Below are 2,018 nucleotides of genomic sequence, written 5' to 3' on the forward strand. Positions count from 1 at the left end.
CCTTTACGTTGCGGGCTTTGGCTGCGGGATGGGAAAACAAACTATAAATAAGATTTTAAATAATAAATAGATGATTATATTGAGTTGCGCTTTTCCTTGTGTATAACTTTTATTCCTTTTTTAGTTCAATCAGTTGAATGTAGATTTTGGATGCGGATAAACTGCCGTTTGTCTTGTTTGCAGATGTGGATAATTTTGAAATCCGGTTTTTATTTGTGTATAACTTTCCGGCTATACACACAGCCTGCCGGTTTTATACCGAGTCCAAACGGAACTGTCCGAAGAGATAAACAGTCCAATCGTTTTTCATGTTTCAGACGATCTTTTGTGTTTTTTAGCCCTATAAAGGTCGTCTGAAAAATAGCTAACTAAAAGGGAGTAAATATGAAATTTTCCTTTGGATTAAACTTGTTGGCAGTTTTGGTTTTGGCGGCGTGCGCGCACCAGCCGATGCAGAAACCTGATGCCGCGCCTGTGCCGACGGCTGTGGATAACCATGCGCCGGAACAAGGGACGGGGCTGACCGAGCAGAAATTGATCCGCGCCAAACATTATATGGTGGCGTCTGCCAATCCGTTGGCAACCGAGGCGGGGTACGAGGTTTTGAAACGCGGCGGCAGCGCGATAGATGCGATGATCGCCATGCAGACGACCTTGGGGCTGACCGAGCCGCAGTCTTCAGGTTTGGGCGGCGGCGCGTTTTTGGTGTATTGGGACAATAAGGCGAAAAAACTGACGACGTTCGATGCCCGCGAAACGGCGCCCAAAGCGGCAACGCCCGAGCTTTTTTTGGATGAAAACGGCAAACCGATGGGCTTTATGAATGCAGTGGTCGGCGGCCGTTCGGTCGGCGTGCCGGGGATTCCGAAGCTGCTGGAAGATGTCCACAAGCGTTACGGCAAATTGCCGTGGGCAAGCTTGTTTGACAAACCGATTGCTTTGGCGGAACAGGGCTTTACCGTTTCACCGCGCATGGCGAAATCTATCGAGCAGAATCTCGAGCCTTTGAAACGTTATCCGCAAACCGCCGCGTATTTCCTGCCTGACGGCAAGCCTTTGGCAGCGGGAACGGTGTTGAAAAAACCTGAATTTGCCCGCTCTGTTCGCCTGTTGGCGGAAAAAGGCAGTGCGCCGTTTTATCAGGGGGCGCAGGCGCAGAATATTGTCCGTGCCGTTACCGGTGCTGTGGATAACCCCGGCAAAATCAGTTTGTCGGATTTGAAAAACTACCGCGTTATCGAGCGTCAACCGGTTTGCGCGCCCTATCGTGAATATGAAGTTTGCGGCATGGGCGGTTCGGGCGCGATTGCTTTGGGTGAAATTTTGGGCATCTTGCAAAATCAGGATATGAAGGCGTTGGGAGCGGAAAATATCCATAGTTGGTGCTGGATAGGCGATGCGTCGCGGATTGCGTTTGCCGACCGAGATCATTACATTGGCGATCCCGCGTTTATCAACGTCCCGACCCGTGCCTTGATTTCTCAGGCTTACCTGAAACCGCGTGCCGAAGAAATCCGCCAAGCTGACAAGGCGTTGGAAAACATTCAGGCGGGCAAGTTTGGCAAGAAATACGCACAGGGTATGGCGGTAGAGCTGCCGTCCACCAGCCATTTGGTGGTTGTAGATAAAGACGGCAACGTCGTGTCCATGACGACTTCGATTGAAAACGCGTTCGGCTCGGGGCTGATGGCAAACGGCTATCTACTCAACAATGAATTGACCGATTTCGCTTTCAACCCTGTCGGCGCGGACGGTAAAACCGTTGCCAACAGCGTGGCGGGCGGCAAACGGCCGCGTTCTTCGATGGCACCGACCATCGTGATGAAGACGGCAAACCTTATATGGCGGTCGGTTCACCCGGCGGCAGCCGCATCATCGGTTTCGTTGCCAAAACGCTGGTGGCGCCGATCCACGCCGTGAAGGCAAAGTTATGGGTGATTGATATTGTCGGTTTTACATGCAAAGGCCGTCTGAAACCTAGTTGTTCAGACGGCCTTTTAGTTTGGGAAAATATATGG

At 51.2% G+C, this 2,018-nt stretch carries 1 pseudogene; it reads left to right on the forward strand.

Going from position 1 to position 2,018, the window contains the following annotated elements:
- Positions 1-384 precede the first annotated feature (384 nt).
- A pseudogene (gene ggt / locus ACTHUT_RS19040) lies at positions 385-1,946 on the forward strand (gamma-glutamyltransferase); the annotation flags it as partial.
- Positions 1,947-2,018 lie beyond the last annotated feature (72 nt).

It is taken from the genome of Neisseria sp. P0022.S010, from assembly GCF_051956635.1.